Source organism: Streptomyces vulcanius (genome assembly GCF_042653945.1).
GTDB lineage: Bacteria > Actinomycetota > Actinomycetes > Streptomycetales > Streptomycetaceae > Streptomyces > Streptomyces mangrovi.
Window position 1 is genome coordinate 1 of the sequence record NZ_JBHSFK010000033.1, and the last position, 25,551, is coordinate 25,551.

Sequence of the window (25,551 nt, forward strand, 5' to 3'; positions counted from 1 at the left end):
AGGACCTCGCACCGGCCCGCTCGATGGCCCGCCATCCGCTCTTCCAGGTCATGCTCGCCTTGCAGAACAACGCCCAAGCCGTCCTCGACCTGCCCGGTATCGACGCCGCACCGCTACCCGCCGGCGAACCGGTGGCCAAGTTCGACCTGTCCTTCACCCTGGCCGAAACCTTCCACACCGACACCGACACCGACACCGATACCGGTACTGGTACTGGTAGAGGTAATCGTGCGGCCGGTCTGCACGGTGGTATCGACTACGCCCTCGACCTGTTCGACCGCGAAACGGTGGAGACCCTGGCCGAACGGTTCGTCCGGGTCCTGGACACCGTCACCGCCAATCCCCACCAGCACATCACCGCCATCGAGGTCCTGGACCCGGCGGAGCGGAAGAAGATCCTGGTCGAGTGGAACGACACCGCCCGGGAGGTGCCCGCTGCGACGCTGCCGGAACTGTTCCAGACCCAGGCCGCCCGCACCCCTGACGCGACCGCGGTGGCCTTCGCCGGCGCTGAGGTGACTTATGCGGAGCTCGACGAGCGTGCCAACCGGCTTGCCCGGTTGCTGATTCGTCGCGGTATCGGTCCCGAGCGCATCGTCGGACTGGCCGTGCCTCGCTCGGTGGACCTGATCGTCGGTCTGCTGGCGGTGCTGAAGGCGGGCGCCGGTTACCTGCCGATCGATCCGGAGTACCCGGCCGAGCGGATTGCCTTCATGTTGGCCGATGCCGTCTCCTCGCTGACGCTGACCACCACAGAGGTCGCCGGGCGCATGGCTACCGGGCCCGTGCTGCTGCTGGACGACCCTGCAGTTGTCGCCGAACTCGGCGCGCTGCCGACCGACGCTCCAGGCGATGAGGAGCGGACCGGTCCGCTGCTGCCGCAGCACCCCGCGTACCTGATCTACACCTCCGGCTCGACCGGGCGTCCCAAGGGTGTGGTGATGTCCTGTGGTGCGCTGGTCAACCTGATGTCCTGGCACGCTTCTGCCCTCCCCGCCGAGGCCGGTTCGCGGGTCGCTCAGTTCACCGCGATCAGCTTCGACGTCTCGGCCCAGGAGATCCTCTCGGCCCTCTTGGACGGCAAGACCCTTGTGGTACCGGACGAAGAGATCCGGCGTAACCCGGAAGAGTTCGTGGCATGGCTGAGGGAGCAGAAGGCCACTGAGCTGTACGCCCCCAACACGATGGTGGACGCCCTTGGTGAGGCGGTAGCGGAGCAGGGCACGGACCTGCCGTGGCTACGTCATGTTTCCCAGGCCGGCGAGGCCCTTGTGCTCAGTGATCGGGTCCGTGACCTGTGCGGGGCGGTCGGGACGGTGCTGCACAACCACTACGGTCCGTCCGAGACCCATGTGGTCACCGCCCATACCCTGCCGGCGGACCGGGCGGCATGGCCCGGGGGTACCGCGCCGATCGGCCGTCCGGTGTGGAACACCCGGGTATACGTCCTGGACCCGGCTCTGCGGCCGGTGCCGGTGGGTGTTGCGGGTGAGTTGTACGTCTCCGGCGCGGGCCTGGCCCGCGGCTATCTCGACCGGCCGGGGCTGACCGCGCAGCGGTTCGTCGCCAACCCCTTCACCCCGGGTGAGCGGATGTACCGCACCGGCGACCTGGCCCGCTGGAGCGCTGAGGGACAACTGGAGTATCTGGGCCGTACGGATGACCAGGTGAAGGTTCGTGGGTTCCGTATCGAGCTGGGTGAGGTCGAGGCCGCGCTGAGCGCACATCCGTCCGTGGCCCAGTCGGCGGTGGTGGTGCGTGAGGACCGCCCCGGGGACAAGCGCCTGGTCGGCTACCTCGTCCCCAAGGGTGGCAACACCAGCAGTGACGGCAAGACCGGCAGGGTTGACCTGGCTGCCCTGCGCGCTCATCTCGGCGAGATGCTGCCGGAGTACATGGTGCCGTCCGCGCTGGTGGTCCTGGAAACCCTGCCGCTGACGGTGAACGGGAAGCTGGATCGACGGGAACTTTCGGCGCCGGACTATGCTTGGTCCGCGCCGAGCCGGGAACCCTCCTCGGTCCAGGAGGAAATCCTGTGCAGAATTTTTGCCGAAGAACTGAATATGCCTCACATCGGCGTCGCGGACAACTTCTTCGAATGCGGTGGACATTCACTTCTGGCGGTCAAGCTGGTGCGTCGGATTCGTGCGATCATGGGTGTCGATGTCTCCGTCCGGATGCTGATGGAAGCACCCAGCGTGGCAGGACTTGCACATCGGCTCAGCCTTCCCGCGATGAAGGAATCCCTTCGTACGCTTCTTCCCATCAGGACGCACGGGAGCCGGCCACCCCTCTTCTGCGTCCACCCGCGATCCGGGTTGAGTTGGTGCTTCGCACCTCTGGCCGGATTCGTACCTTCTGGCATCCCCTTGTACGGCCTGCAGGCGCGGGATGTCGACGATGCGGGTGAGTTGCCGGGATCCATCCGGAAAATGGCGGAAGAATACATCAAAGAGTTGCGCACCGTGCAACCTTCCGGTCCGTATCATCTGCTGGGGTGGTCAATGGGAGGCCGCGTAGCGCAGGAGATGGCTGTGCAACTGCAGGAAGACGGCCAGCAGGTGGCACTCATCATCATGGGAGGCTATGCACCCGCCCCACTCGACACACTCGACTCGGACGAGACCGGCCGGGAATCTGCGGATCTTGTCCGTCAAGCGATTCAAGAACGTGACGGCAACGGCCATAACGATCATGAGGGTGCGTCGGACATACTCGACGAGGCGCCTTCTCTCCGTGATCTCGCCGGACTTCCGGACTACTTCCGCAGCGAGATTTCAGAAGAAGAGGCTGAAGTAAGGGCGAGAATCATTGCAAATAACACCCGCATCTACGTGGATCATTATCCTCGCAGATTTCACGGCGATCTCCTTTTTATCTCGTCGGACGAACTCGAGGACGGTTCGGGTCGTGTCATGTGGCAGCCCTATACTTCCGGTCACATAAGCGAGTCGCGGTTGCCTTGTTCTCACGACGAAATGGCCGATCCCCCCATGCTCTCGCTGCTGTGGAATTCCATTGCTGATTGGCTTTCCATGGCAAAGGGCGGAGAATCGTTCGGCTGAGCTGGTGTCGAGCAACCCATTGGCCGGGGTTGGCCACCCAGGTACTTCTACCTTCGAAACACAGATAGGACTGAATGATGACGAACCCTTTTGAGGACCAGGACGCCAACTACCTTGTTCTGAAGAACGAGGAGGGTCAGTTCTCGCTTTGGCCCACATTCGTCGACGTGCCGGACGGGTGGGAGTCGGTCTTCGGAGAGGCGGCGCGCCAAGCATGCATTGACTTCATCGAGAAGACCTGGACCGACATGCGCCCCAAGAGCTTGATAGACGCCATGAACGCCGGCTGAGCAGGGTCGGGGGCTGGAGCGGTGGCTGATGCTCCGTTTCCAGTCCCCGCCGCTTCAAAAAGATCATGGAGCCTGGTCATCTGTCGACGTCGGACTCCTCGGCTGGTGGAGAGCTCCCCACGGATTCGTGGGCCCGCCCAGCGCTACGGCGAGGTGGGCAGGCGCGGGGAGCGGAGCACGAGCAGGGTGATCTCGCTGGGGGCGAAGACGCGGAACGGCGGGCCCCAGAAGCCGGTACCGCGGCTGGTGTAGAGGAGGGTGCGGGTGCCGTGGTGGCTGAGGCCGGCGAGGGCGGGTTGGTCGATGCGGACCAAGTGGTGGAAGGGCCAGATCTGGCCGCCGTGGGTGTGGCCGGAGAGTTGGAGGTCGATACCGTCGGCTGCCGCCCGGTCGACGAACTTGGGCTGGTGTGCCAGGAGCAGGACGGGGTGGTCGGGGTTGGCGCCGTCAAGGGCTCCGGCGAGGTGGGCGCGGTGGCCTGCCAGGCCGGAGGACTCGGCGGTGACGTCATCCACGCCGGCGACCACGAGGGTGTCGCCTCCGCGTTCGAGCAGTAGGTGGCGGTTGCGCAGCGGCTCCCAGCCCAGCTCGTCCATCAGGTCGACCCAGCCCTGGGCCTCGCTGTAGTACTCGTGGTTGCCGGTGACGTAGACCCGGGCCCGGGTGGCCTGCACGGTGCCGAGTGGGGCGGCCTGGGCGCGGCGGCGTTCGGCCGTGCCGTCCGCGATGTCTCCGGTGTGGCAGACCAGGTCGGCTTCCAGGGTGTTCACTGTCGCGCATACCCGTGTCGACCAGCGGGCGCGATCGAGCGGGCCGTAGTGGGTGTCGGTGATGAGGACGACGCGGATGCCGTCCAACCCGGCACCCAGTCGCGGGAGTTGCACGTCGAGTCGGCGCACGCGTGGCACGCGGCGGGCCTCGGCGTACCCCCAGGCGAGTAGTACGGCGGTGACGCCGAGGACGGCCCACGTGACGATTCGGGCCCGGTCCTGACTCCCCTCGACGCCGGCCACGGCTAGGGCGAGCCGCAGGAGGACGCCGAGCAGAACGGACCAGGTGAACAGAACCCAGCTGGTGCCCAGCAGGGTGTCACCGACGATCGCCGCCCGGTCCTGCTGGCGCCGGCCGTGGCCGCGCACCATCGCGAGCGGCATACCGATGAGGCCGAGGGCGAACAGGGCGGTGCCGACCAGCGTGACGGGTGTCGACCAGTGCTGGCCGCTGTGCAGGAGCACCCAGCAGGGCACAGCCCACAGCAGGACGGGGGCGATCAGGGGGATGTAGCGCATCAGGCGGTGCAGTCGGCTCTGCCGCGGCGCCTGCGCTTCGCTGTCGACGGGTCGGGTGTTGCTGGTGTCGGTCACGCTGCTCCTCCGTGACTGGGCTGCCGTCTCGCGCACTGTATCCGGTCGCCCTCGGGCCGGCCGGACCGGCGTTCATGGGCTCTTCAAGGACTGCGGCTGCGCCAGGCCGACCTGGTATCCGCATGTACACGATCCGTTTCATGGACGCGCCGGGTAAGCAGCGCGAGGCAGCCGGATACAGCACGCAGACGACGCAATCGAGCGCCTCACCCGCCGGGATGCGGTGGGGCTTCTGAGCGCAGCGGGCTACGACGAGGTTCAGCAGTCAACGAGCGCAGCGGCTGCCCAGTCTGATCAGCCGGGACGACCTGTTCGTTGCTTGTCGAGGAGGTCACCGAGGGCGGCCGGGGCAGTGGTGATGTCCTGACCCTCGCCGAGCTCCAGGAGTCGGCCGGGAGTGAAGACTTCCGCTGCCACCCGTAGGTCACCCGCGGTGACGCGCACCTGACGGCGGTGGCGCCGAGAGGCGATCCTCATGGCAGGAGCATCAGCGTCGACCGGCGCCGTCACACGCTGACGTCGACGCCCGTTCCGGCGGGCAGCCAGCGGAAGCGGTCCCGGATGTCGGCGGGAGCCGAGGTCAGGTGCCGTTCGATGGCTTCACGGTTCTCGCGGAAGTGGTGCCAGCCCTCGTAGTGGATGGGGAGGGCGGTTCGCGGGGTGAGCAGACGGCACAGCTCCACAGCCTGAGTGGCTGTCATCGAGTAGCGGATCGGGCCCGTCAGCGGGAAGCGCACGCCGCCCATGTGCAACAGGGCGGTGCCCACGTTCAGGCGGCGGGCAAGGTGTCGTACGCCGTCGTGAAGGACGGTGTCTCCGGAGATCCAGAGCACGCCGTGCTGTTGTCCCTTCCAGTGGAGCGCGAAGCCGGTGACGTCCCCGGTGATCGGCCGGGACAGCGGCGGTCCGTGGCGGGCGGGGGTCGCGGTGATGTCGATCGTCGTGCGACCTGGGGCCTGAAGTCGCGTGGTCGTCCAGGGCGCCAGACCACGAGCGTTGCCGCCCAGTCGTCGTGCTCCGGACGGCGTGGTGAGTACGGCACCTGCGGCCGGCAGCAGGGCGCGCCCGGCCGTGTCGAGGTTGTCGCCGTGGTGGTCGTGGCTGAGCAGGACGGCGTCGACCGGCGGCAGGTCCGCGACGGCGAGGGCGGGGCCGGACACCTTGCGGGAGGACGTGCCCCAGCCGAACGAGTAGCGGCGCCCCGGCGGATCGAACGTCGGGTCGGTCAGCAGTCGCCAGCCGCCCACCTCGATCAGTGTGGTCGGACCGCCGATGTGGGTGACGCGGACGTCGGTCATGCCGTGATCCCTTCCGGTGGCCCGGGACGGCGGTATGACCGTCCCGGGCGTGCTGGTACGCCTAGCGGGCGTGCGACAAGGCCCACGACAGCGCGTAGTCCGCGATCTCTTCCCAACCTGGCGAGGCCGGCATCAGGTGCGGCTGCCCTGGATACAGCTTGACCTCGGTGACGGTGTTCGACTTGTCGTGCTGGGCGTTGGACTGCTGGACCCTGGGCGGCATGAGGTGGTCCAGCTCGCCGGAGAGGAACAGCAGCGGTGCACGGTCGTCGTTGTGGTAGTTCACCCAGATGTCCTGGTGGCCGGGCTGGAGGTTGGCCAGCACGCTGTTCCACAGGATGCGGCCCGACGCGGGAATCGCGTAACGCTCGTAGAGCGCCCGGGACTCCTCTTCGGGAAATGTGTTGGTGAAGGCGTAATGCCACTGCTCAGGGGTAAAGCCGACCGCCTTGTGGTGGTTGGCGGGGTTCTTGAGCACGGGGAAGGTCGCCTTCACCTGGCTCAGTGGGGTCACCTTCACGCCTTCGGTGGGCGCGGAGTTGATGGCCACTCCAGCCGCGCCGAAGCCGTGGTCGAGCAGGACCTGGGTGAACGCCCCACCCGCGGAGTGGCCGATCAGGACGGGCGGTTTGTCGAGCCCGCGGATCACGTTCGCCAGGCTCTCCATGACCTGCGGGGCAGTCACCTTCTCGATCGGGGCCGGGTCGGCGTTCAGGGCCTCGACCTCCACCTCGAAGCCGGGCTCCGCGGCGTCACCCAGAAGCCGTGGCCTCGTGGAACTTCGCCTGGTCGATGTAGCCGTCGGTGTCGGTTGTACCGTCGGGCAGCGGGACCGGGCGGGTCACCAGCGCGTCCTTCAGTCTGCTGCCCGGGAACATGTCGGCGAGCTGCAACGCGCTCCCGCCCTCGTCGGGCGCGAAGGCCCCGACGTACAGCAGTGCCTTGACACGGGGGCGACCGCGTCCGGCGTTGGTGATGGCCTCGCCGCCGTAGGAGTGGCCGACCAGGACGACCGGGCCGGGGATGGTGTCGACGACGTCGGCGACGTACGCCAGGTCGCGATGGGGGAGGGTTCGCCGGGGCGATGACCGGGAATCCGGCCTTCAGCAGCCGGGATATGACGTCGTTCCAGCCGGAGGAGTCGGCGAACACGCCGTGCACGAGCACGACGGTCGGTCTTGTGCCGCCGCCCGAGCGGGCGCAGGCGGGGGCGGCGCCGAGCGTGACCGCTCCCGCCGCGAGCAGCCCGCCGAGAACTCGGCGGCGGGGCTGACCTTCGGGAATCATGCGGTGGTTCCTTCTGTGGTCAGGAGTTGAGGAAGTCCAGCAGGTCGGTGCCGAGCTGTTCCTTGTGCGTGTCCGTGATGCCGTGCGGCGCGCCCGGGTAGACCTTCAGCGTCGCGTTCTTGACGCGGGCCGCCGACGCCTTGCCGCCCGTCTCGAAGGGCACGACCTGGTCGTCGTCGCCGTGGATGACCAGCGTGGGCACGTCGAAGGCGTCCAGGTCGGCGCGGAAGTCGGTGGCCGAGAAGGCGGCGATGCACTCGTAGGCGCCTCGGTGTCCGGCCTGCAGGCTCTGGCGCCAGAAAGCGTCCCGGATGCCCTGGGACACGTCGGCGCCGGGCCGGTTGTTGCCGAAGAACGGGCCGTCGGCCAGATCGCGGTACAGCTGCGAGCGGTCGGCGAGCGACCCGGCGCGGATCGCGTCGAACGCCTCGACCGGTACACCACCGGGATTGTCGTCGGTCTTGAGCATGAACGGCGGTACGGCGGAGACCAGCACGAGCTGCGCGATGCGGGCGGTGCCATGCCGCCCGATGTAGCGGGCGACTTCCCCGCCGCCCGTGGAGAAGCCGACGAGCGTCGCGTCGCGCAGGTCGAGCATGTCGATGAGAGTGGCGAGGTCGTCGGCGTAGGTGTTCATCTCGTTGCCGTGCCAGGTCTGGGAGGATCGGCCGTGCCCACGACGGTCGTGGGCGATGGCGCGGAAGCCGTTCGCGGCGAGGAACAGCTGCTGCGCCTCCCAGCTGTCCGAGTTCAGCGGCCAGCCGTGGCTGAGCACGACCGGCCGGCCCGTGCCCCAGTCCTTGTAGAAAATCCGCGCTCCGTCGCTTGCGGTCACATACGGCATGGAGTGCTCCCGTCTGCAGGATCTGTTCGGTCGCCCCAGCCTCGGCCAGGACGGACGGCCCTCGAATCCCGTGGAGCGCGTAGGCGTGGCCGCGGTCAGTCGTCGAACGCGTGGTGGAGTTGCCGCCGGGAGGTCACGTCGAGCTTCCGGAAGACCTTTCGCAGGTGGTAGTCGACGGTGCTGGCGCTGATGTACAGCTGGGCCGCGATCTCGGCGTTGGTGGCGGCGCCCTTGGCGAGACGGGCGATCTGGAGTTCCTGCGGGGTCAGCGTGCTCGTCGTCCCGGCCGTCCCGCGCTGGGCGCGCGCCCCGGTGGCGGCAAGCTCCTGAGCGGCGCGCGCCGCGTATCCCGTGGCCCGCATGGCGTCGAACATCATGGCGCAGGCCCGCCGAAGGTGGGGCACAGCGCGTTCGTAGCCGTTGGTGATCAAAGCCGCGAAGCCGCGCAGCACGAGATCGACGCCGGGTGCTTCACCGGTGCGCGGCACCAGCGTCTCCACGGTCCGGGCGATCTCGGCCGACGTCGTATCCCGCATGAGGTGTTCTGCGGTGATGAGGCGGTCGATCGCCCTGAAGAGCGCCTCCGAGCACGGTCCGGAGCACCGTCGGCAAGGAGCAGCGCGGCACGCACACACAGCGCGGGCGCCTGCGCGAACGAATCCGCACGGCCCAGCGTGATGCGTGCGTCGGCCCGGACCAACAGAGCCCGGCCCTGATCGACTTCACCGAGCAGCTCCCCACCGATGCCGTCCAGCAGCGACTCCGCCTGCAGCGGGCGGCTGGGCGGGGCGCGGGGGTACGCCGGGGCGCGGTGGGACGTCCGGGCGCGGCGGTACCGCCCCGGCTCTCAGCGCTGCCTCGGCCGCCGCCAGCAGCCGCCCCGCTCGTGCCTCGCCGTCCGGCGTCAGCTCGGCGGCCCGGGTCAGGAAGGTGGCGCGCGCGGCGTAGCCACCGCGTGCGCCTGCCCGGTCGGCCACGTTCTCCACCTCTGCGGCGACGGCGGTATCCGTCCCCAGCGCGGCCGTGGCGAGATGCCACGCCCGCCGGTCGGTGTCGGCCGGGCGGTCGGTGACCTGGGCCAGCGCGTGGTGTGCCCGCCTTCGCTCGACGCTGGTGGCGCCGCTGTACACGGCCGACCGCACCAGCGGATGGCGGAACTCCGCGGTGGCGTGCAGCACCACAAGGCGCGCGGCTTCGGCCGGACCGGAAGCCTCCGTGCCGATCCCGAGCAGGTCTGCCGCGCTCATGAGGTACCTGAGATCACCGCCCGCCTCGGCGGCGGCGAGCAGCAGCCAGGTCTGCGTCGGCTCCGGCAGCTCGCGGACCTGCTGGAGGTAGTGCGCCTCCAGCCTGCCGCCCACAGGCAGTGGTTCCGGCAGTGCGAGTCCTCCGGAGAGCCGGTCGGCGGACAGTTCCTGCCCCAGGTCGGCCAGGGCCAACGGGTTCCCGGCCGTGGCGGCCACGATCCGCGGCGCGACCCCGGTGTCCAACTGTCCGGGGACGGCCTCCCGCAGCAGTTCCAGGGCGAACTCGGGTTCCAGACCGGCGACTTCGGTGCAGGGAAGGCCCGCGGGCGCGTCGAAACCGGTCCGAGCGGCGAACAGCAGACCGACGCCCTCTGCGTGCACCCGCCGACCGACAAAAGCGAGCACGCCCAAGGACTCCTTGTCACCTGGTCAGCGCGGTGAGCCCGCCGTTCCGCGTGTCAGAAGATCTTGCGGAGGTTGCGGCAGGCGACCGGCAGGCGCCTGTACCCGGGACAGCGGGTGGCTGACGGTGATCTCACAAGGGAACTCGGCGTCATACACGCGTTGCTCGGATACCGCGACTCCCAACTTCCCCTGCTGTATCCACGGTGCGAGGGGAAGCACGCACGGACTCTGGCAATGCGCAGAAATGGTCTGGTGGCAACAATGAAATCTGGCCAGTGCCAGATAGCGCCACGAGGCGGTACTTGTGGGTTACATTCGAGGCAGCCAAGAAGCCGAGCGAAGAGGGTAGGCATGAACAGGCCATACCTCAGAGCGTTGTTGCCTCACGACTCGTGTCGCTGTTAGATTTTGATTTAAGCGCTACGGGGAGGGGACACGGGGGAATGCCGCGCTGGCGAGTAGATTCGAGCAGTTGTGCTGACGACTTTCGTTCGGGACGGCTTCGGTTCCGCGTCGGTTCCTGAATATCGCCGATCCATCTAATGTTTACATCCGCGCCGGCCGACGCCGCGTATTTTCGGTATGATCACACCTTCCCGGATTTCGCGGATAATCATCTGCCCCGGATTCGGGGCGTACCGGAGCGTCAACTCCCGGGCCTACGTATGTCCCATGTTCCGACAGAACGTGCGATGTGCCGGTGCCGCTTGTCGTCACGCCCAGTAGCATCCGACTGTTATCGAGGTCGATATGACAGCACCATCCAAGCCGACCCGGCTCAGGAACACCCCCTTCGTCATCAAGGAGTCGTCCGCCCAGTACGAGCGTGCGGTCGGCAGCAACCTGATGCAGGTCAGCATCACCGGACGCAAAGGGAAGAGCGTATTCCTCCCGGACGGCCGGGACGTGGTCGAGTTCGTGAACTGCTCCTATCTGGGCCTCGACCTCCACCCCCGGGTCATCGCGGCCTCGAAGTCGGTGGAGGACGAGTGGGGAATGAATTTCTGCTGCGCCCGTTCGCGCTTCTCCTTCGAGCCGCAGCGACTGCTCGAAGAGGAGTTGTCGGAGCTGTACCGGGGCCGCGCCATCACGTTCCCCTCGACGACCACCGCGCACATCTCCCTGATGCCGCTGCTCGCCAGCGGTGTGCTTTTCGAGGAGGGTGCGACGCGGAAGGCGTGCCTGATCTTCGACCAGTTCGCCCACTCGTCCATGCAGTATCTGAAGCCGGTGCTGGCCGCGGAGGCGACGGTCGAGTCGGTCCCGCACAATTCGCTCGAGGACCTCAGGCGGCAGGTGACGGCGGCGCGGGCGCGGGGAGAGACTCCGGTGTACGTGGCCGACGGCATCTACTCGATGGGCGGGCTGTGCCCCGCCCGCGAACTCCTGGACATGGCTGAGGAACTGGACTTCTTCCTCTACGTCGACGACGCCCACGGCCTTGGCATCTTCGGGGAGCGGGGTGAGGGGCAGCTCCTCAGCCAGACCGGGGGCGACGTTCCCGACCGTGTCATCCTGACCTTCTCGCTCTCGAAGGGATTCGGTGCCTACGGCGGCGGCCTCCTCGTCCAGGGCGAGTGGCGGGAGCGGCTCATCCGCTCCTACGGCCAGGTCTACGCGTTCTCCGCGGCGCAGACCTTCCAAGCGGTCTACGCGTGTCGAGCCGTGGTGGATCTGCATCACGAGGGGGCGATCGCCCCGCTGCAGCGGACCCTGCGCGAGCGGGTGGCGCTGTTCGACGAACTCATGGAGCGGCCCCTGCCGTTCAGCCCCATCCGGATGGTTCCGATCGGGGACGAGGAGAACGCCCTCAAGGCCGGTGAGGAGCTGCTCGACGCGGGCTACTTCGCCTCCGTCGTCTTCTTCCCCATCGTCCGGCGGAAGTCTGCACAGCTGAGGCTGTGCATCGCGGCCAACCACACGGAGGACCACATCCGCGGGGTGGCCGCCGCACTGAGGGACGTGCAGGCCAAGTACGCGACCGTCACAGTCTCGGAGGGTGGCTGATGAAGCGCAAGGAACTCCATGTGGTCGTCGGCGCGGGGATCGCCGGCTGCCTTGCCGCGATCACCCGCAGCCGCGCGGGGTACGAGGTCGTCGTCCTGGAGGAGCAGCGGGCGCGCTCCGAGGGCACGTACCCCGTGTGCACCCGGACCAGCAACATCGTCAGTGAGAACCACAGCGGCGCCGAGTACCCCTTCGATCCGCAGAGCGCACGGGACTGCCTGGACGGCCGCATCGAGAATGAACAGTTCTTCCCCGAGCTGATCTACGGCGGCAAGACCTACAGCCGCATCATCGCGTCCCAGAGCATGATGGACGACGGCCACGACATCGTCGGCCAGTGCCGCGCCAATATGGACGTCATCCGCTCGCACTACGCCCAGCGGTGCGAGGAGGACCCGGTGAACGCCGTCTTCGGCGAGCCGTCGGTGATCTGCCGCGAGGTCCCGGCCGTCGAGGGTGTCAACGATGTGGCGGCCGGCTTCCTCACCCCCCAGCGGGGGATGAATCCGGTGCTCGTGTCCACCGTGCTCGACTGGGAGCTGCGGCAGTGCGGGGTCGACTTCCGCGAGGGCAGCAGCGTGGGATCGGTGAGCCGCCGCGCCGACGGCCGGTACGAGGTGGTCTACACGGCGGCCGACGGGACCTCCGAGACGCTGGTCGCCGACCAGGTCAGCCTCTGCGGCGCGACGTACGCCTTCGGGATGGCCAAGCGGCTCAACCCGGAGATCGAGTTCCCACGGCTGTTCATGGCCCTGCGGGAGATCCTCTACGTCGACCTCCCCGACGGCACGGACAAGAACTTCACCTGCCTGAAGCTGGAGGACTCCTACGGCGGCATGCTCAGCCCGCTCAACGAGCACGTCGCGATGATCTACCACCCTCCGGCCGCGCATGTGATGAACATCGTGATGGACCCGGTCTCCTGCGACCCCCCGGCCGAGTACGCGCGCTACCTGGCCGAGGGACACCCGGAGATGCGGGAGCGCGCCGAGCGGACGGTGAACCGGCTGCGGGAGTTCTACCCGGAGCTGCGCAGGTCGAAGATCCTGGGGACCTACCTCAAGGTCGCCATCAACACGGTCTCGGACTCGCGGATGCGGCGGAACATCGGCGTATTCGGGGTCCACCCCGGCGCCACGATGACCGTGCTGCCCAAGTGGACGATGTGCGCGGTCAACGCCAAGAAGGAACTGGCGCTGGCCCTGGAGCACTCGCGGACCTCGGGCAACGTGACGCCGGACGAGGTCCGGGAGATCCTGGCCGGCGCGACGCGCACCTGCTGGGAGACGGTGCCCGACTGGGCCCGGAAGCCGGAGTCGCTGACCGCCCAGGCGAAGAAGCACGCGGTCAACATGAGCGTTCCCGAGGAACTCGCCCTGAGGTTCCGGGACGTCACCTACCCCCCGGGCGCACAGCACGTCACCTTCGGATCGGCGTAGCAGAGGACGCCGCCCGCCCCTTGCACGAGAACGGGGCCGTGACCCTCGTGGAAATGGATGAGCACATGCCAAAGAAGACCATCGTGATCACGGGTGCCGGAATGGGCATCGGGGCGGCGACCGCACGGCGGCTGGCACCCGGGAACCGGCTCATTCTGCAGTACCACACGTCGAAGACGGACGCCCTCGCCCTGCAGGAAGAACTCGCGCCGGTGGGCGCCGGGGTCGATGTCGTCGAGGCCGACCTGACCTCGGACGCGGGCTGTTCGGCGCTGTTCGAGGAGATCAGAGAGCACACCGACACGCTGGACGCCCTGGTCAACAACGCGGGCGGAATGATCGAGCGGCAGTCAGTGGACAGTCTGGCCTGGGACCACCTCGCCGCCACGTTCGCGCTGAACACGTTCTCCGCGATGCGGCTGACCGGTCTGTGCACCCCGCTGCTGCGCAAGGGCAGCCACCCGTGTGTCATCAACATGACCTCGATCGCCATGCGCCACGGAGCACCGACCGCGACCGCCTACGGGGCCTCCAAGGCCGCCATGGACGCCTTCACCCGGGGCGCCGCCAATGAGCTGGCCCCGCACATCCGGGTCAACGCGGTGTCGCCCGGAATCATCGACACCCGCTTCCACGAGCGCGTCACCTCCGCGGAGAAGATGAAGCAGTTCATCGAGAACACCCCACTGAAGCGGACCGGCACGGTGGAGGACGTCGCCCGCACCGTCGAGTACCTGATCGACAGCACCTTCGTCACCGGAGAAACGATCGACTGCAACGGCGGCCTCTTCATGCGGTAGCCGTACCGCCTGCGGCGATCGGTGCCACTCCACTGCCCCGTCACTTCATTGCGTGGTGAAAGGTCAACCCCCGATGCGCAAACGCGTTCTTGTCACGGGTGGGGCCGGCTTCATCGGGTCACACCTCTGCGAACGGCTTCTCGCCGACGGCCACGAGGTCGTCTGCATGGACAATCTCTTCACCGGGCGGCGGCGCAACATCGGCCACCTGCTGGAGCACCCCCGCTTCGAGTTCGCGCGGCACGACGTCGCCGAACCCTTCCACATCGAGATCGACGAGATCCACCACCTCGCCTGCCCGGCTTCGCCCGTGCACTACCAGCGGAACCCGGTGCGCACTATCAGAACCTGTGTGCAAGGCACCCTGAACACCCTGGAGCTGGCGCGCGAGACCGGCGCCCGGCTGTTCATCGCCTCCACCTCCGAGGTGTACGGCGACCCCGAGGTGCACCCCCAGCACGAGGGCTACTGGGGGCACGTCAACCCCATCGGCGTCCGGGCCTGCTACGACGAGGGCAAGCGCTGCGCGGAGGCGCTCGCGGTGAGCTTCGCCCGACAGTACGGCGTGGAAGTCCGGCTGGGGCGGATCTTCAACACCTACGGGCCGCGCATGCACGAGAACGACGGCCGGGTGGTGTCGAACTTCACCGTGCAGGCGCTGCGCGGCGAGCCCCTCACCATCTACGGCGACGGCAGCCAGACCCGGTCCTTCTGCTACGTCGACGACCTCGTCGAGGCCATCGTCCGCCTCATGGCCACCGGCACCGGCACCGGCCCCGAGCCGGTCAACCTGGGCAACCCGCAGGAGACGACCGTCGAGCGCATCGCCCAGGAGATCAAGCGGCTCACCGGCTCGTCGTCACAGCTGGCCTTCCACCCGCTCCCCGAGGACGATCCGACACGCCGCCGCCCCGACATCTCCCGGGCCGGCGCCCTGCTCGGCTGGGAACCGAAGATCGACCTGGAGGAGGGGCTGCGCCGCACCATCGCCCACTTCGCCGGCGTGCCCGCCACCGAACTCCTCGTGGGACAGCAGGGGACCTCCTGATGACGCGAAGAGACCACCCCACGACGACGATGAACTTCGTCGCGGACCGGCTGCGCGGCCTGGCCCAGTCCGACATCCGCCGGATGAGCCGGGAGAGCGACCGGGCCGGGGCCATCAACCTCGGCCAGGGGATCTGCGACCTGCCGACCCCTCCGGCCGTCGCCGGCGCGGCCAAGGCGGCCATCGACCGCAACGACAGCATCTACACCTATCCCGAGGGCCACCTCGCCCTGCGCCGGGCCATCGCGGAGAAGGTGGCGCGCGACAACGACCTCCAGGCCCGGCCCGACGGCGAGATCGTGGTCACGGTGGGCGCGACCGGCGGGTACGCCGCAGCGGTCAACGCGCTCCTCAACCCCGGCGACGGCATCCTGATCATGGAGCCGTACTACGGCTACCACGTCAACGGCGCGGTGATCGCCGGGCTCGAACCGCAGTTCCTCACCCTGGCGCCACCGGAGTTCACCCTCACCGAGCAGGCGCTGCGGGCGGCGCTGCGCCCCAACACCCGCGCCATCGTGGTGTGCACCCCGTCGAACCCCAGCGGCAAGATGTTCTGCCGGGCCGAACTGGAGGCGGTCGCGCGGGTCGCCCACGATCGGGACCTGCTCGTCATCAGCGATGAGATCTACGAGTACATCCGCTACGACGGCCGGCCGCACCTCTCGCCCGCCGCGGTGGGTGGCCTGTGGTCCCGCTCGGTCACCATCATGGGGCTGTCGAAGACGTTCAGCATCACCGGCTGGCGGCTCGGCTACACGGTGGCACCCGAACCGCTGTCCCAGGCGATTGCCCTGGTCAACGACCTGTACTACGTGTGCGCGCCCAACCCCCTGCAGCACGGCGTGCTGGCGGGCTTCTCACTGCCGTCCACGTACTTCGCCCGGATGGCCTCGGACTACCAGCGCAAACGTGACAGGCTGTGCGGCGCGCTGACCGAGGCCGGGATGTCGCCCATCGTGCCGGACGGGGCGTACTACGTCCTCGCCGATGTCACCGACTGGGGTTTCGCCACCGCCCACGACGCGGCGGTCGCGCTCCTGGAGCACGGCGGTGTGGCATCGGTGCCGGGCAGCGCCTTCTACCGGGGCGGGACCGGCGAGGGGCTGCTGCGGTTCTGCTTCGCCAAGGAGGACGACGTCCTTGAGGAGGCATGTCGGCGGATCAGCCGCTTCCGCCCCCGAGGCGCCCTCGCGACAGCGAGAAGGAACGGGCAGACAGCGAAATGAACACCTCACGCCAAGGGCTCCTGTTCGGGGTCGCCGCCTACACCCTGTGGGGCCTGTTCCCGCTGTACTTCCGGCTCCTGGAGAGCTCCAGCGCACTGGAGATCCTTCTGCACCGGCTGTTGTGGACACTGCCGCTGTGCTTGCTGATCACCAGGGTCTCCGGAGCCGTGCGCGAACTGCGCACACTGCTCCGCGACCGGCGGCGCGTGGCGACCCTGGCGGGGGCGGCCGGTGTGCTCGCGGTGAACTCGGGCTGCTACGTCTACGCCGTCAACTCCGGCCACATCATCGAGGCGTCGCTGGGGTACTTCATCAACCCCCTGGTCACCGTGACGCTCGCGGTGCTCGTCCTGCGCGAGCGGCTGCGCCCCCTGCAGTGGGCGGCGGTGTCCCTGGGGGTGCTGTCCGTGGCCGTCCTCACCGTCGACTACGGTCGGCTGCCGTGGATCGCGCTGGTCCTGGCCGGCTCGTTCGCCCTCTACGGGCTGATCAAGAAGCAGGTGGGCGGAGACGTCGGGGCGGTCGTGGGACTGACCACCGAGTCGCTCACCCTGGGCCCGGTGGCCGCAGCCGGTCTGGCCGTCTACGTGGCCACCGGGCACGGGACGTTCACCGACGACGCGCCGTGGCACCCGGTGCTGCTCGCCGTGGGCGGGGTGACGGTCGCGGGCCCGCTTCTGCTGTTCGCGGCCTCCGCCCGGCGGATCCCCCTCACCACGATCGGGCTGCTGCAGTACCTCACTCCGGTGCTGCAACTGCTGATCGGTGTCCTGCTGTTCCACGAGGCGATGCCCGCCTCACGCTGGAGCGGATTCGTCCTGATCTGGATCGCCCTGGTACTGCTGAGCGCGGACGGGCTGCGCAGGCGGTCCACGGAGAAGGCGGCTGCCGCGCCCGCGCCCGAGCCCGTCGCGAGGGGTCAGTAGGTCGGCTGACGTGCCCGCACCCACCCCGAACAGTGAGACGATGCCGAGGAGTTCTGCCATGAGGAACGCAACCGACTCCGGCGCTCCGGCGCCGCTGATACCCCCCGAGCGCCGTATCTCCGTGATCGGCACCGGATATCTCGGGGCCACCCACGCGGTCTGCATGGCCGCGCTCGGGTTCGAGACGCTGGGCATGGACGTGGACACCGAGAAGGTCACGGCTCTGTCGGCGGGCCGGCTCCCGTTCTACGAACCCGGACTCGAAGCGCTCCTGCGCGAACAGCTCGCCTCGGGGCGGTTGCGGTTCACCACCTCGTACGAGGAGGTGGCCGGCTTCGCCGAGGTGCACTTCTCCTGCGTGGGCACCCCGCAGCGCGCCGACGGGCCGGGCGCCGAACTGGCCTACGTGGACGCGGTCGTGGAAGGAATCGGCCCGCATCTGCGACGCCCGTGTCTGCTGGTGGGCAAGTCCACCGTGCCGGTCGGCACGGCCGAACGGCTGGCGTCCCGGCTCGCGGAGCTGGCCCCGGTGGGACGGGACGCCGAAGTGGCCTGGAACCCGGAGTTCCTGCGCGAGGGCTTCGCGGTGCGGGACACCCTACGGCCGGACCGGCTGGTCCTCGGTGTCGCGTCGGACCGGGCCGAGCGGCTGCTGCGCGAGGTCTACGCGCCGCTGCTCGACCCGCGGGACGGCTCCGAACCGGTGCCCCTGGTGGTCGCCGACCTGGCCACCGCGGAGCTGGTCAAGGTCGCGGCCAACTCGTTCCTGGCGACGAAGATCTCGTTCATCAACGCCATGGCCGAGGTGTGCGAGGTGGCCGGGGCGGACGTGGCGCGGCTGGCGGAGGCGCTCTCGTACGACCCGCGGATCGGCGGCCGGTTCCTGCGCTCAGGGGTCGGCTTCGGCGGGGGCTGCCTGCCCAAGGACATCCGCGCGTTCATGGCGCGGGCCGAGGAACTGGGCGTCGGCCCGGCCGTGCGGTTCCTGCGCGAAGTGGACGAGGTCAATCTGCGGCGGCGCACCGCAGTGGCCGACCTGGCCAGGGAACTCGTCGGCGGGGCCTTCCGGGGGCGGCGGATCGCTGTGCTCGGCGCGGCCTTCAAACCCGACTCCGACGACATCCGCGACTCGCCGGCGCTCGCGGTGGCCGACCGGGTCCAGCGCGAGGGCGCCGAGGTGACCGTCTACGACCCCAAGGCGACGGACAACGCGCGCAAGGCGTTCCCGGCGCTGGCCTTCGCCGACTCGGTCGGCAAGGCGGCCTACCGGGCCGACGCGGTGCTGCACCTCACCGAGTGGGCGGAGTTCCGGGACATCGACCCCGGTGAGCTGAGCGGCACGGTGGCACGGCAGCGGATCGTCGACGGCCGCAATGCCCTGGACGCGGCCCGGTGGCGTGCCGCCGGCTGGACGTTCCGGGCACTCGGCCGCCCGTAACCACCCGGACAGGAGGCACAGTGCAGTTCATGGTCACGGGGTACGACGGCACCGACCCCGGTGCGCAGGACCGGCGGCTCGCGGTCCGCGAACGCCATCTGGAGCTGGGAGCGAAACTCACCGCCGAGGGGCGGATGCTCCACGGCTCGGCGATCGTCGACGACGACGGCAGGATGATCGGCTCAGTGCTGATCCTCGACTACCCGTCGCGTGCCGAACTGGACGCGTGGCTGGCCATCGAACCGTACGCCGTCTCGGACGTATGGCGCCGCGTCGAAATCGTCCGCGTGCGGGTCGGCGACGCCTTCCTCCGCGGAAACCCATGACACGGGAGGGTCCTGGGCACCGAGCCCTTTCCGGCCACGGCGTCCGGCTACCGTCGGCTGCTTGTCCGGGCCCGCAAGCTGGGGCGGTGCGCCGGGCCGGTGTAGAGGGCACCGGTATCTCGGTGCGGGCCTGTCCCGCTATCTGCTGGCTCAGGACGTCCAGGTGTACGAAGTGAACCGGCCCGACCGCACGGCCCGCCGTCTGCTCGGGAAGTCGGACCCGCTCGATGCGCAGGCTGCTGCGCGGGCCGTACTCAGCGGTCGCGCCAGGGCCCGCGCCAAAACTGGCGACGGTCCGGTGCACAGCGCCCGGATGTTCAAACTCGCCAAGGGCCGGCCCTGCGGGAACGATTGTCCAGCCTGGGCAACCGCGAACCGTTCCGCACCTGCGCGCGCCTCAGCCGCTCGACGGCCAAGACGGCGAGGGCGATGAGGACGCCGTGGCCCGGGCCACCCACATCACCCTGAGCCTGCTGGCCCAGCGCATCGAGCAGCTCACCGGACAGATCGATGAGCTGAACCGGCGCCTGACCCGGCTCGTCGAACGCCACGCCCCGCAACTGCTCATACCGGTGGGTATCGGCCTGGACAGCGCCGTCACTCTCCTGATCACCATGGGAGTCAATCCCGAGCGGCTGAACACCGAGGCGTCCTTCGCCGCTTTGTGCGGAGTCAGCCCCATCGAGTACTCCTCCGGCCAGCGCAGCTCGCGTCGGCTCGACCACGGTGGCGACCGGCAGGCCAACGCGGCCCTGCACCGGATTGTGTTCACCCGGCTGCGCTTCGACCCCCGCACCCAGCCTCAAGGGCACGGAGCTGACGCCACCTCGGCGCGGGGCGCGGACGCGCGCCTGCAGCCGAGGTGGGAACCGACGACACCGGTGCGAGAGGCCGACGGCCTTTGTCAGCTGCCGAAGGACCAGGGGCCGAAGCGGCCCCACGCGATGAAGACGGCAAGCGCGAGATAGACCGTGTTGAGCAGCACCAGTTTGGACTGACCGAGGCGACCGTGGGTGATCATGGCACCGACCATGAGGGCGATCCAGCAGACGGCCGTCACCGGCACCATGACCGGTGCGATGTCGAGCACGGCGGGCAGGATCAGGCCGACTGCGGCCAGGAGTTCGAGGACCCCGAGGGTCTTGATGAAGCCGGTGCTTACGTCTTTCGTCCATTCCCCGCCGTGCTGCGCGGCCAGTCTCGCCTTGGGGATGAAGGTCTTGCTGATGCCGCCGGCCAGGGCGATAGCGGTCAGCAGTCCGGCGGCGATCCAAAGAGCGAGGTTCATGGGTGGACTCTCAGTCTTGTGCGAGGTGAGTGCGGTGTCGTGGGTATCGGCGGGGAATCAGCCGCCGAAGGCGGGTGCGTTGTCGCGTGCCCAGTCGGCGAAGGTGTGCGCGGGTCGGCCCAGCAGGTCTTCCACGGTGCTGGTGGTGGGTCCTGGGCGGTGGGCGTAGTCGGCCAGGGAGCCGAGCAGGCGGTCGGGGACCTCCGCGGGCAGCCCTTGCGCGAGCATGCCCTGGCGTATGTGCTCCGGCGGGAGCTCCTGGAAGGACAGTGCCCGGCCGAGGGCGGCTCCGATGAGGTGCACCTTCTCCATCTGGTCCAGTGACTGCGGCCCGGTCAGTGTGTGGATCGACCCCGTGGGAACGCTGCCGCGGAGGGCTCGTGCGGCGACGGCCGCGATGTCGGTTTCGTGGATGGGCGAGGTGGCGGCTCGGCCGTACGCGCCGCGCACCACGTCGCCGGACCTGATCTGGGGCGCCCAGGCGAGTGCATTGGCCGCGAAGTCGGCCAGGCGCAGGACCGTCCAGTCCAGGCCGGAGCCGCAGACGAGGTCCTCGGCGTGCTGGAACTGGGCGGCGAAGCGGGCTTCCCCTGCGGGATGCTCCACGGTGGTGGCCGACAGCAGCACCACACGCTGCACGCCCTGTTTGACGGCGATCCGCAGGAGTTCGCCAAGTCGCGGGCCGGTGGCGCGCGGGCTGATCTGCAGGGCCTCCACTCCTTCCAGCGCCGCCTCGATCCACTGGGGGCGAGACAGGTCGCCGCTGACGGCTTGGACGTCGTCCGGGAGCGCGGCCGAGCCGGGGCCGCGCGTGACCGCAGTGACGGCCGTGCCCTCCTGCAGCAGCAGGTTCATCACCTGACGCCCGACGACGCCGTTGGCTCCAGTGATCAGGATCATGACGGTTCTCCCCTTTGGCTGATGCTGAGTTCGGTTGATGCTGAGTTCGGTTGATGCGGAGGATGCAGGCATGCGCCGGTCGTCGGTCATGGCGAGCCGGCCCGGGCGGGTCGGGTGCTTGAGAACAGGTGTCCACGGACTCGGGGAAGGGCGGTCGCCACACGACGCGGCCAGGTGGTTGACGCACGTCCCGGTCGGCCCGTCGGTGGTCGTCAGACGCGCCTGTGCCCCAGGTGCCGGGGCGGTGAGCCCGTGAGCGGGGCGGAGTCGAGGTACCTGACCTCGTAGACGCGTTCGCTGCACTTCCAGCCGTCGGAGGTGCGCTGGTAGCGGTCGTGATAGAGGGCGTGGTTCAGGTGCGAACTGCCGTCGTGCATCCGACCGAACTCCTGGATGTACACGCGCCCGACCGCGGTGTCGCCGTCGAGCCGGACGACGCCGGGGTGGGCGTTCTGCACGAAGAACTCCCACAGTCCCTGCCCCCACTCGATCCCCGCGCGGATCTCCTCGCGGCCGACGAACTCCTTGTCGATGTGTGGCCATCGCACGGCGCCGTCGGGCGTGAACAGCGAGGCGACGCGGTCGAAGTCGCGCATCATCACCGCGTCGGTGACCTCGGCGCGCAGTGCCTCGATCTCGACGCGATCGACGACGGCCTGCAGAGCGCTCATCGGGTTTCCCTGACTTGTCGATGGGTCGGTCAGGCGTCTGTCGCCTGCCCGGTGGGTGATGTGTCCAGCATCGATGCAGGTCAGCGCTGGAACAATGTAGAGTCCGTGGAGCTATCCATAACGTGGGGATTATGTATGGAGCTGCGTGACATCGAGATCTTCCTGACGCTGGCGGAAGAGCTGCACTTCGGCCGCACCGCCGAACGGCTTCACGTGTCCCAGGCCCGCGTCAGCCAGGCCATCCGCATGCAAGAACGACGCCTCGGCGTGGCCCTGTTCGATCGCACCAGCCGACGCGTGGCCCTGACCCCTGTCGGCCGGCGCCTGCGTGAAGACCTCCAGCAGGCCCTCGACCTCCTCCACGCAGGACTCGCCCGCGCCCAAGCAGCCGGCCCGGGCGCGGGCCGGACCCTGCGGCTGGGCGTCTTCGGCCACGCCGGACACGAACTACGTCCCCTCGTCGACGCGTTCCGCACCCGCTACCCCGGCAGCGACATCGAGTTCCGCGAAATCAACGCCAACGACGCGTTCACCGCCCTGCGCACCGGAGAGCACGACGCGCACGTGCTGTGGCTGCCCGTCGCCGAACCGGACCTCACGGTCGGCCCCACCGTGCTCACCGGAGGCCGCGTGCTGGCCGTGGCCGCGGACCATCCGCTCGCCCAACGCGGCACCGCGTCCCTGGAAGACCTCGCCGACAACCACGTCGTCGACCTCGGCCCCGAAGCCCCCGAGTACTGGGTCGCCTCCATGGTCCCCACCCGTACCCCGCTCGGCCGCCGTATCCCACGCGGGCCTGCCGCGCGGACCTTCCACGAGATCCTCTCCCTCGTCGCTGCCGGACGCTGCGTCCACCCGCTGGGCGAAATCGCCGCGCGCTACAACAAGCCCCCCGGCATCGTCTTCCTGCCCCTCCATGACGCCCCCACCCTCGAATGGGTGCTCACCTGGCGTACCACCGCTGACAGCCCCACCATCCGCGCACTGGCCCAAACCGCCGCCGGCCTCGGCCCCATCGCACTGTGACAGCGACAACGGGCAGCGACCGGGGGCACGGGCCCAACCCGGCCGCTACGTCCGCCGCAGTCCCGCCCGCGCGGCCCCGGCGTGGCGGAAGGCGATGACGCCGGTCCAGCATGGGTCCGCACAGTCGATGCAGTCCGGCGAAGGCCAGCTCCATCTCGGACTGGATACTCGTGACACGGGCTATCCGGAATCCCCGTGCCTGATCGACCAAGTACTCGAGCAGCGTGGTCTTTCTCGCGCCTGGCTCGCCCCGGACCACCAACGCCCGGCTCTCACCACCGCGCACGGCATCCAGTAACTCCTCGAGTTGCTCGCATTCACGACCGCGCCCCGGGACACGCGATCGCGTCACCATCGTGTCAGCCTTTCAGACGGTCCCGGCCGACCCCCGAAGACAGCGGTCGACGCCGTGGGCAGCCACGGTGGGACGATGCTGGACCCACACGCACGTGGGCCGCTGCGCCTACAGCGACGACGGCTGGGCAAGCGTGTACCCCCTCGCGACTTGGTCCGGGGCGTCGGAGGATTCCGGCGCGGGCCGGCTCATCCGAGGGGAGAGAGAAGCTGGACGGACCCGCATGCCAAACACCGTGTGACGCCGGTCGGGTCGCGCCCAGCTCCGATGTGCGGCCTGGACGAGCTGGAGCGGCTGGGTACCCAGCCGTGGGCGGTGCGGGCCCGCACCACGTGCAGGGCGGCCGGGGTCCCCGTCGACGAAACTCCGGCCGCCGCGACGCCGGCGCTCACCTCCGGGGCAGCACTTTTGGGGTACGGGACTGGGGGCTTTGATCGCCAGAGTGAGCCCGCTTGGTGGAGGACGATTCGTCCATAGCGGTATGGCGAAGGTCTTCGGAGCCGACTGCGGGGTGGTTGCACCGTATTGGCGTAGGAGGACCCCGGACCGTGCCGAGCTCGTGGCACTCGTAGCAAGGTGACCCAGGGGCGTTGGGACCCGGGATCCGTCGGCCGGGGGATTGGCGGGCTGGGACGCGAGTCACTGGCCGCCCCCTCGACGTGGACGCCGGGAGACAGAAAGGCGGGCATGGCGGATTCTCCTCGTCCAGGACACCAAGGCGGCACGGACACGGCTCGGGACAGGAACGGACTGCGTTCCGCACACGGAACCGACGGCCTCAGCCAGGCTGCCGTGTACCTGGCCGGCCTGGAACGTCCCTGCGACAGGCAGTTCGGACCCACCCCGATGGCCGTACGGCCACCCGCTCCTGCTTGCGCGCTTCTGCCGCAGCCGGGGAGGCGTTCCTGCGGTGCAGCTTCTGCAGACGAACGGGTGGGCAGCCATGACGATGACCGATCTCGTCCTGTGCGGACGGGACGAGGACGTTCCCGTGGTGGCCGCGCCGCGCGGTCGGTTGGCCATGGACGGCTGCGAGATGGGCGGGGGGTTGTCGAGGGACGCTCGCGACGCGCTGGACCGTCGCCGCCGGCGTCGTCCTGTCCAGCAGTCCGAAGTTCCGACCCGGTGTTGCGCCGCTGCCGCACAGCCCGCACCAAAGCTGGGACTCCTCGTCATCGACCGGGCACCCCGCCGCACCTGCGGCGGCGGCTTGGTCGATCTCGACGAGAACGCGCTCGGCCCGGGCGACGCTCGCCTCCGGCCGGGTCCGCTCGGTCGTCTGCCGGCGGCTGAGGCTGCCGACGCCCACACCGGGCGACGCCACGGATGGGCTTGAGTCAGCTGATCCATGGCGATGCGCCAGGACGTCAGCAACGGGTCAGTGTGAGTTCTGGAACACCTGGTGACAGCTGACCGGACATGCGAAGCGTTGTAGTCTCCGGAGAACGCCCTTGACCTGCAATAAGCGGGCAGGGAGCAGACAAAACGGGAGCTTCTCCATGCTTCGTACCATGTTCAAGTCCAAGATCCATCGCGCCACCGTCACCCAGGCCGACCTGCACTACGTGGGATCGGTGACCATCGACGCCGATCTGCTGGACGCCGCCGATCTGCTGCCCGGTGAGCTCGTGCACATCGTCGACATCACCAACGGGGCCCGGCTGGAGACGTACGTCATCGAGGGTGAGCGCGGCTCGGGGGTCGTCGGCATCAACGGGGCCGCCGCCCACCTTGTGCACCCCGGAGACCTGGTGATCATCATCAGTTACGCTCAGGTCACCGACGCCGAGGCACGGGCGCTGTCGCCGCGGGTGGTGCATGTGGACCGCGCCAACCGGATCGTGGCCCTGGGTGCCGACCCCTCGGAGCCGGTACCGGGTACCGACCAGGAGCGCAGCCCCTCCGCGGTGCCCGTCTGACCGCCGTACCCACCGCATCGGGAGTGCCCATGAGCGACATCGAGATCCGTGACGACCGGCCGGCGGGCCGCCTCGAGGCCCTGGGGGACGGGCACGAAGTCGTGGGCCGTATCGAGTACTTCGTCCTGGAGTCGCCCCGGCCGGCCCTCGTTCCGGTGCACACCATCGTCGAGCCCGCGCACGAGGGGAAGGGCATCGCCGGATCCCTGGCACGCGAGCTGTACGCCATCGCCGCGCGCGAGGGCGTCCCCGTCGCCCCGCTCTGCCCGTACGTCGTCAAGTGGGCCGCCCGGCACCCCGAGGAGGCCCCGGCGGCCGACCCCGAGCTGCTGAGCGCGGCCAAGGACTGGCTGCGCGCACACCCCGGCCGGTTCTGATC

The 25,551-nt window shown here is 69.0% G+C and carries 26 protein-coding genes and 1 pseudogene; 14 read left to right on the top strand and 13 right to left on the bottom strand.

The features are described 5' to 3' along the window. Both ACFPIH_RS38405 and ACFPIH_RS38410 read left to right on the top strand, forming a co-directional pair. A partial coding sequence (locus ACFPIH_RS38405) for an amino acid adenylation domain-containing protein (protein ID WP_381182552.1) occupies nt 1-3,065 on the top strand: 3,065 nt, incomplete at its 5' end. Between the two features lie 77 nt (nt 3,066-3,142). Then, the gene (locus tag ACFPIH_RS38410) at nt 3,143-3,355 is read left to right on the top strand and encodes an MbtH family protein (protein ID WP_381182554.1); all 213 of its coding nucleotides are present in this window, start codon (nt 3,143-3,145) and stop codon (nt 3,353-3,355) included. 143 nt (nt 3,356-3,498) lie between these two features. On the opposite strand, the gene ACFPIH_RS38415 is transcribed toward ACFPIH_RS38410, so the two are convergent. From ACFPIH_RS38415 to ACFPIH_RS38455, 9 genes and pseudogenes are all read right to left on the bottom strand, one after another. Then, nucleotides 3,499-4,719, bottom strand: coding sequence for a metallophosphoesterase (locus tag ACFPIH_RS38415; protein ID WP_381182555.1), 1,221 nt, complete (start codon nt 4,717-4,719; stop codon nt 3,499-3,501). 294 nt (nt 4,720-5,013) lie between these two features. Further along, nucleotides 5,014-5,196, bottom strand: a complete 183-nt coding sequence (locus ACFPIH_RS38420) for a hypothetical protein (protein WP_381182557.1) — start codon at nt 5,194-5,196, stop codon at nt 5,014-5,016. A 29-nt stretch (nt 5,197-5,225) separates the two neighbouring features. Beyond that, a complete protein-coding gene (locus ACFPIH_RS38425; protein ID WP_381182559.1) occupies nt 5,226-6,017 on the bottom strand; it encodes an MBL fold metallo-hydrolase in 792 nt (263 codons plus the stop codon). Between the two features lie 61 nt (nt 6,018-6,078). Beyond that, nucleotides 6,079-6,747: an alpha/beta fold hydrolase gene (locus tag ACFPIH_RS38430; protein WP_381182561.1), complete on the bottom strand. Its 669-nt coding sequence runs from the start codon at nt 6,745-6,747 to the stop codon at nt 6,079-6,081. Between the two features lie 22 nt (nt 6,748-6,769). After that, the gene (locus ACFPIH_RS38435) at nt 6,770-6,910 is read right to left on the bottom strand and encodes a hypothetical protein (protein WP_381182563.1); all 141 of its coding nucleotides are present in this window, start codon (nt 6,908-6,910) and stop codon (nt 6,770-6,772) included. A 6-nt stretch (nt 6,911-6,916) separates the two neighbouring features. Next, nucleotides 6,917-7,072: pseudogene (locus tag ACFPIH_RS38440) on the bottom strand (alpha/beta fold hydrolase); the annotation flags it as partial. Between the two features lie 251 nt (nt 7,073-7,323). Further along, nucleotides 7,324-8,148, bottom strand: coding sequence for an alpha/beta fold hydrolase (locus tag ACFPIH_RS38445; protein ID WP_381182565.1), 825 nt, complete (start codon nt 8,146-8,148; stop codon nt 7,324-7,326). A 95-nt stretch (nt 8,149-8,243) separates the two neighbouring features. Continuing rightward, nucleotides 8,244-8,684: a helix-turn-helix domain-containing protein gene (locus ACFPIH_RS38450; RefSeq protein ID WP_381182567.1), complete on the bottom strand. Its 441-nt coding sequence runs from the start codon at nt 8,682-8,684 to the stop codon at nt 8,244-8,246. 186 nt (nt 8,685-8,870) lie between these two features. Beyond that, nucleotides 8,871-9,800 (bottom strand): ATP-binding protein, encoded by a 930-nt coding sequence (locus ACFPIH_RS38455; protein WP_381182569.1) that lies wholly within the window; start codon nt 9,798-9,800, stop codon nt 8,871-8,873. A gap of 750 nt (nt 9,801-10,550) precedes the next feature. Here ACFPIH_RS38455 and ACFPIH_RS38460 point away from each other — a divergent pair. From ACFPIH_RS38460 to ACFPIH_RS38500, 9 genes are all read left to right on the top strand, one after another. Next, nucleotides 10,551-11,807 carry an aminotransferase class I/II-fold pyridoxal phosphate-dependent enzyme gene (locus ACFPIH_RS38460; RefSeq protein ID WP_381182571.1) on the top strand — a complete coding sequence of 419 codons (1,257 nt, stop codon included), beginning with the start codon at nt 10,551-10,553 and terminating at the stop codon, nt 11,805-11,807. Beyond that, the gene (locus ACFPIH_RS38465) at nt 11,807-13,246 is read left to right on the top strand and encodes an FAD-dependent oxidoreductase (RefSeq protein WP_381182573.1); all 1,440 of its coding nucleotides are present in this window, start codon (nt 11,807-11,809) and stop codon (nt 13,244-13,246) included. The genes ACFPIH_RS38460 and ACFPIH_RS38465 overlap by 1 nt, the downstream gene beginning before the upstream one ends. Before the next feature lie 65 nt (nt 13,247-13,311). Continuing rightward, the gene (locus ACFPIH_RS38470) at nt 13,312-14,046 is read left to right on the top strand and encodes an SDR family NAD(P)-dependent oxidoreductase (protein WP_381182575.1); all 735 of its coding nucleotides are present in this window, start codon (nt 13,312-13,314) and stop codon (nt 14,044-14,046) included. 73 nt (nt 14,047-14,119) lie between these two features. Next, nucleotides 14,120-15,094 (top strand): UDP-glucuronic acid decarboxylase family protein, encoded by a 975-nt coding sequence (locus tag ACFPIH_RS38475; protein WP_381182577.1) that lies wholly within the window; start codon nt 14,120-14,122, stop codon nt 15,092-15,094. Then, the gene (locus ACFPIH_RS38480; protein WP_381182579.1) at nt 15,094-16,323 is read left to right on the top strand and encodes a pyridoxal phosphate-dependent aminotransferase; all 1,230 of its coding nucleotides are present in this window, start codon (nt 15,094-15,096) and stop codon (nt 16,321-16,323) included. Before ACFPIH_RS38475 ends, ACFPIH_RS38480 begins: the two co-directional genes overlap by 1 nt. Next, a complete protein-coding gene (gene rarD, locus ACFPIH_RS38485) occupies nt 16,320-17,249 on the top strand; it encodes an EamA family transporter RarD (protein WP_381182581.1) in 930 nt (309 codons plus the stop codon). The genes ACFPIH_RS38480 and rarD overlap by 4 nt, the downstream gene beginning before the upstream one ends. A gap of 58 nt (nt 17,250-17,307) precedes the next feature. Beyond that, the gene (locus ACFPIH_RS38490) at nt 17,308-18,687 is read left to right on the top strand and encodes a UDP-glucose dehydrogenase family protein (protein ID WP_381182583.1); all 1,380 of its coding nucleotides are present in this window, start codon (nt 17,308-17,310) and stop codon (nt 18,685-18,687) included. Between the two features lie 29 nt (nt 18,688-18,716). Beyond that, entirely contained in the window at nt 18,717-19,013 is a 297-nt protein-coding gene (locus tag ACFPIH_RS38495; RefSeq protein WP_381182771.1) for a YciI family protein, read from the top strand. A gap of 440 nt (nt 19,014-19,453) precedes the next feature. Further along, the gene (locus ACFPIH_RS38500) at nt 19,454-19,981 is read left to right on the top strand and encodes a transposase (protein ID WP_381182585.1); all 528 of its coding nucleotides are present in this window, start codon (nt 19,454-19,456) and stop codon (nt 19,979-19,981) included. On the opposite strand, the gene ACFPIH_RS38505 is transcribed toward ACFPIH_RS38500, so the two are convergent. From ACFPIH_RS38505 to ACFPIH_RS38515, 3 genes are all read right to left on the bottom strand, one after another. Further along, nucleotides 19,918-20,301, bottom strand: coding sequence for a DoxX family protein (locus tag ACFPIH_RS38505; RefSeq protein WP_381182587.1), 384 nt, complete (start codon nt 20,299-20,301; stop codon nt 19,918-19,920). The genes ACFPIH_RS38500 and ACFPIH_RS38505 overlap by 64 nt on opposite strands. Nucleotides 20,302-20,358: 57 nt before the next feature. Beyond that, nucleotides 20,359-21,201, bottom strand: a complete 843-nt coding sequence (locus tag ACFPIH_RS38510; RefSeq protein WP_381182589.1) for an NAD(P)H-binding protein — start codon at nt 21,199-21,201, stop codon at nt 20,359-20,361. Between the two features lie 212 nt (nt 21,202-21,413). Beyond that, nucleotides 21,414-21,872: a nuclear transport factor 2 family protein gene (locus ACFPIH_RS38515; protein WP_381182591.1), complete on the bottom strand. Its 459-nt coding sequence runs from the start codon at nt 21,870-21,872 to the stop codon at nt 21,414-21,416. A 135-nt stretch (nt 21,873-22,007) separates the two neighbouring features. Between ACFPIH_RS38515 and ACFPIH_RS38520 the strand changes: the two genes are divergently transcribed. Beyond that, the gene (locus tag ACFPIH_RS38520; RefSeq protein WP_381182593.1) at nt 22,008-22,898 is read left to right on the top strand and encodes a LysR family transcriptional regulator; all 891 of its coding nucleotides are present in this window, start codon (nt 22,008-22,010) and stop codon (nt 22,896-22,898) included. Here ACFPIH_RS38520 and ACFPIH_RS38525 read toward each other — a convergent pair. Further along, on the bottom strand, nt 22,816-23,253 hold the full coding sequence (locus ACFPIH_RS38525; protein WP_381182595.1) for an ATP-binding protein: 438 nt from the start codon (nt 23,251-23,253) through the stop codon (nt 22,816-22,818). The genes ACFPIH_RS38520 and ACFPIH_RS38525 overlap by 83 nt on opposite strands. 1,499 nt (nt 23,254-24,752) lie before the next feature. Between ACFPIH_RS38525 and panD the strand changes: the two genes are divergently transcribed. Both panD and ACFPIH_RS38535 read left to right on the top strand, forming a co-directional pair. After that, nucleotides 24,753-25,172 (top strand): aspartate 1-decarboxylase, encoded by a 420-nt coding sequence (panD, locus tag ACFPIH_RS38530; protein ID WP_381182597.1) that lies wholly within the window; start codon nt 24,753-24,755, stop codon nt 25,170-25,172. 29 nt (nt 25,173-25,201) lie between these two features. After that, on the top strand, nt 25,202-25,549 hold the full coding sequence (locus tag ACFPIH_RS38535) for a GNAT family N-acetyltransferase (protein ID WP_381182599.1): 348 nt from the start codon (nt 25,202-25,204) through the stop codon (nt 25,547-25,549). The last annotated feature ends 2 nt before the right edge of the window (nt 25,550-25,551 follow it).

What these genes read in the sequence shown, in the direction of transcription:
- ACFPIH_RS38410 (WP_381182554.1), top strand. Translation starts at nt 3,143, where the DNA reads ATGACGAACCCTTTTGAGGACCAGGACGCCAACTACCTTGTTCTGAAG.
- ACFPIH_RS38420 (WP_381182557.1), bottom strand. Translation starts at nt 5,196, where the DNA reads ATGAGGATCGCCTCTCGGCGCCACCGCCGTCAGGTGCGCGTCACCGCG.
- ACFPIH_RS38425 (WP_381182559.1), bottom strand. Translation starts at nt 6,017, where the DNA reads ATGACCGACGTCCGCGTCACCCACATCGGCGGTCCGACCACACTGATC.
- ACFPIH_RS38445 (WP_381182565.1), bottom strand. Translation starts at nt 8,148, where the DNA reads ATGCCGTATGTGACCGCAAGCGACGGAGCGCGGATTTTCTACAAGGAC.
- ACFPIH_RS38450 (WP_381182567.1), bottom strand. Translation starts at nt 8,684, where the DNA reads ATGCGGGATACGACGTCGGCCGAGATCGCCCGGACCGTGGAGACGCTG.
- ACFPIH_RS38460 (WP_381182571.1), top strand. Translation starts at nt 10,551, where the DNA reads ATGACAGCACCATCCAAGCCGACCCGGCTCAGGAACACCCCCTTCGTC.
- ACFPIH_RS38465 (WP_381182573.1), top strand. Translation starts at nt 11,807, where the DNA reads ATGAAGCGCAAGGAACTCCATGTGGTCGTCGGCGCGGGGATCGCCGGC.
- ACFPIH_RS38470 (WP_381182575.1), top strand. Translation starts at nt 13,312, where the DNA reads ATGCCAAAGAAGACCATCGTGATCACGGGTGCCGGAATGGGCATCGGG.
- ACFPIH_RS38475 (WP_381182577.1), top strand. Translation starts at nt 14,120, where the DNA reads ATGCGCAAACGCGTTCTTGTCACGGGTGGGGCCGGCTTCATCGGGTCA.
- ACFPIH_RS38480 (WP_381182579.1), top strand. Translation starts at nt 15,094, where the DNA reads ATGACGCGAAGAGACCACCCCACGACGACGATGAACTTCGTCGCGGAC.
- rarD (WP_381182581.1), top strand. Translation starts at nt 16,320, where the DNA reads ATGAACACCTCACGCCAAGGGCTCCTGTTCGGGGTCGCCGCCTACACC.
- ACFPIH_RS38490 (WP_381182583.1), top strand. Translation starts at nt 17,308, where the DNA reads ATGAGGAACGCAACCGACTCCGGCGCTCCGGCGCCGCTGATACCCCCC.
- ACFPIH_RS38495 (WP_381182771.1), top strand. Translation starts at nt 18,717, where the DNA reads ATGGTCACGGGGTACGACGGCACCGACCCCGGTGCGCAGGACCGGCGG.
- ACFPIH_RS38505 (WP_381182587.1), bottom strand. Translation starts at nt 20,301, where the DNA reads ATGAACCTCGCTCTTTGGATCGCCGCCGGACTGCTGACCGCTATCGCC.
- ACFPIH_RS38510 (WP_381182589.1), bottom strand. Translation starts at nt 21,201, where the DNA reads ATGATCCTGATCACTGGAGCCAACGGCGTCGTCGGGCGTCAGGTGATG.
- ACFPIH_RS38515 (WP_381182591.1), bottom strand. Translation starts at nt 21,872, where the DNA reads ATGAGCGCTCTGCAGGCCGTCGTCGATCGCGTCGAGATCGAGGCACTG.
- ACFPIH_RS38520 (WP_381182593.1), top strand. Translation starts at nt 22,008, where the DNA reads ATGGAGCTGCGTGACATCGAGATCTTCCTGACGCTGGCGGAAGAGCTG.
- ACFPIH_RS38525 (WP_381182595.1), bottom strand. Translation starts at nt 23,253, where the DNA reads ATGGTGACGCGATCGCGTGTCCCGGGGCGCGGTCGTGAATGCGAGCAA.
- panD (WP_381182597.1), top strand. Translation starts at nt 24,753, where the DNA reads ATGCTTCGTACCATGTTCAAGTCCAAGATCCATCGCGCCACCGTCACC.
- ACFPIH_RS38535 (WP_381182599.1), top strand. Translation starts at nt 25,202, where the DNA reads ATGAGCGACATCGAGATCCGTGACGACCGGCCGGCGGGCCGCCTCGAG.